General features: G+C 66.9%; 2 protein-coding genes and 1 pseudogene. All 3 read left to right on the top strand.

All coding sequences use genetic code 11. The annotated features are described in order from the left end of the window. Positions 1-284: 284 nt before the first annotated feature. Positions 285-1295: an IS1380 family transposase gene (locus tag ACGFSA_RS34945; RefSeq protein ID WP_393310178.1), complete on the top strand. Its 1011-nt coding sequence runs from the start codon at positions 285-287 to the stop codon at positions 1293-1295. A 362-nt stretch (positions 1296-1657) separates the two neighbouring features. Then, positions 1658-1978 (top strand): annotated as a pseudogene (locus ACGFSA_RS34940) (transposase); the annotation flags it as partial. A gap of 72 nt (positions 1979-2050) precedes the next feature. Then, positions 2051-3288: ISAzo13 family transposase (locus ACGFSA_RS34935; RefSeq protein WP_393310176.1), on the top strand; the 1238-nt coding region annotated here is incomplete at its 3' end.

The raw sequence follows: 3288 nt of genomic DNA, 5'->3' as shown, positions 1-3288 counted from the left end.
CACAGTCACCGTACGGGTGATGGCCGACAATGCCGGCGGCGAGACAGAATGAACAGGCAACGGAGCTCCTTGCGGTACAAGCTGTCTTGGACGACTGCCTGTACCAACGAGCTCCGTTGCTCTGTGTGCAGGAGTTCTTCAACTCCCTTGCGTGACCTGCGGAAACGCTAACTGCCCGGCCTTGGGGCAACTCCACTCCGACCGGTGGATGGGCTTCGTCGACGAACTGTTGCGACCCCTCGTAGGGGCGATGACTGCGGCCCGGCGGATTCCCCTGGCTGAGCGTGGCCGGGCGGCGGCTGAAGGGCTGGATCGTGGTGGACATGGACGCCACGGTCATCACCGCGGCCTCGAAGAAGGAACGAGCAGCGGCCACTTTCAAGCGCAGTTTCGGCTTCCACCCGCTGGCCGCCTGGTGCGCGAACACCTCCGCGTGCCTGGCCATGGAACTGCGGCCCGGCAATGCCGGGGCCAACACCGTCGCCGACCACCTGCGGGTCCTGGCTGCCGCACTGGCCCAGATACCGCGCTCCAGTCAGGCCAAACTCCTCGTCCGGGTCGACGGGGCCGGGGCCACCCACGGCTTGCTGGAGCATCTTGTGGCGCTCAACACCGCGCTGCGCACGGTGCGTTTCTCGGTCGGATGGAAGATCACCGACGAGGACGAGGCCGCGATCGCGAAGCTCCCCGAAACAGCCTGGGAGACCTCCCTGAAGCAGGACGGTTCCCTCCAGGAGGGCTACTTCGTGGCCGAGTTGACCGGCCTGAACACCCGGGAGGGCTGGCCCGAGAGCACCCGGCTGATCGTCCGCCGGGTCAAGCCGTCGGGCCGACAGGCCAAGAAGCTGACCGATTTCGAGCGCGGGACCGGCTGGCGCTACAGCATCACCGCGACGAACATCGGCCGGATGTGGGGCATCGCCGGCTCCCACCAGCCGCAGTTCCTCGACGCCCTGCACCGTGATCACGCCGAAGTGGAGGACCGGGTGCGGACGAACAAGGCGATGGGCCTGCACAACCTCCCGTCCAAGTCCTGGGATGTGAACCGCGGCTGGATGCTCGCCGCGAACCTGGCCGCCGACCTCGACGCCTGGGTGCGGCTCCTGGGCCTGCACGACGTCGGCGACCTGGCCGATGCCGAGATCGACACCATGCGCTTCCGCCTCTACCACGTGCCCGCCCGCCTCACAAAACACGCCCGCCGCCGCTGGCTCCGCATCGAGGCCACCTGGCCCTGGGCCGACGCGTTCACCACCTGCTGGCAGCGGCTCTGCGAACTTCCGGCCGTCACCTGACGGTCCGGCCCCGTCCCAACGAAGACCAGAACGGAGGAGACCCGCACCTTCCCGGGAGACGTGGAACCCTGGCGCAGCCGCAGCGTCACGCGACGGCCCACCCCCGACCGGCAGGGGACATTACGGGCGAACTGTCGAGCCACTCAGCGACCGAGCCCCGCTGACGGATCGAGGTCAACTCTGCCCGGATCGGCTCATGACCTAATACTCCAGCTGTAGATCGTGATCTTGCTGGTGGGGGCGGGTCCGGGAACGGGTACGGCCACCGGTGATCATCGTTGTTTGTGAAGACGAACGAAGAGTCGGTGGCCGCAGGTCACAGCATAGATCCCGGCCGTTGGCGGGAGGCGTTCGAGGTGGTCATGGGCCGTATCGCGGGCCGGTTCACCCGGGTCGAACCCCGGCTGCGGGCCGGCCAGTTGGTGATGGGCTTGATGTCGGACCTGCCACGCAAGAACTGCTGGACGATCGCGGAGTGGGCCGGGGAGAAGACCCCGCACGGTATGCAGCATCTGTTGTGCCGGGCGTCCTGGGACGCCGATGCTGTGCGTGACGACGTGCGCGAGTACGTCGTCGAACATCTCCATGACGATTCTGCCGTGCTGGTCGTGGACGAGACCGGCGACGTGAAGAAGGGCACCCACACCGTCGGGGTCCAGCGCCAGTACACCGGCACCGCCGGGGCTTGTAATTGAATAACTGTCAGTTTTGATCTGCAGTGTCGTCACGTCGGGGTGCCGGTGGGAGGCTGTGGCATGGATCCGCATCCGCAACCTCGTACAGCGGCCGAAGCCTTGCAGACAAAGTTCGACCAGATCCTGCCGCATCTTGATGAGCGTCGTCGTCGGCTCTATCTGGCCAGCGAGGCCACGGCGATCGGCCACGGCGGCATCACTCTGGTGGCGGCGGCCTCCGGTACCAGCACCGCCACCATCGCACGCGGCATCGCCGAGCTGGCCGGGCAGCCTGCACCGACCCGTCGGATCCGGCTTCCGGGAGGCGGCCGCAAGCCTTTGACGGCCACCGATTCCGGTCTACTGCCGGCACTCGAGGCGTTGATCGAGCCGCACACTCGCGGCGATCCCGTCTCCCCGCTGCGGTGGACCACGCTGTCGCTGCGTGCCTTGGCATCGTCTTTGACCGACCAGGGCCACTCGGTCAGCGCCACGACCGTCGGGCACCTGCTGCACGCCCTGGGCTACAGCCTGCAGGGCATCGCGAAGACCCAGGAGGGCGTCGGCCATCCGGACCGCGACGCCCAGTTCGCCCACCTGAACCGCACCGCCGCCGCCTTCCTCGACGACACCCAGCCGGTGATCAGTATCGACACCAAGGCCAAAGAGTGGCTCGGCGACCGCGACCGGCCCGGCCGCACCTGGCGACCGGGCGGAAAACCCATCAAAGTGGACTGCCACACCTTCATCACCAGCGACCAGCCGGTGGTCATCCCCTTCGGGATCTACGACATTGCCCACAACAGCGGCTGGGTCAACGTCGGAACCGACCATGACACGGCCGAGTTCGCGGTGGAGTCCATCCGCCGCTGGTGGCAGCACCGCGGACAAGTCGACCACCCGGACGCCACCAGGCTGCTGATCACCGCCGACTCCGGCGGCTCCAACGATCCCCGCCGCTGGACCTGGAAGAAGCACCTGCACGCCTTCGCGCAGGAGAGCGGGCTCGAGATCACGGTCTGTCACTTCCCACCTGGCACATCGAAGTGGAACAAGATAGAACACCGGATGTTCTGCCACATCACCGCGAACTGGCGAGGACGGCCGCTGACCAGCTACGAGGTCGTCCTCGAGACCATCGCCGCAACGACCACCACGACCGGACTTTCGATCAGCGCCGAACTCGACACTGGTAGCTACCACCTTGGCACGACTGTCACGCCAGCCGAGTTCCACGCTCTGCCGATCACACCGAGCACGTTCCACGGCGACTGGAACTACACCCTCGCACCCGCCCCGCCCAAACCTCCCGAGGCGCC

Source organism: Streptomyces sp. NPDC048496 (genome assembly GCF_043200055.1).
GTDB lineage: Bacteria > Actinomycetota > Actinomycetes > Streptomycetales > Streptomycetaceae > Streptomyces.
This window is presented reverse-complemented; position numbering and strand designations above follow the sequence as displayed.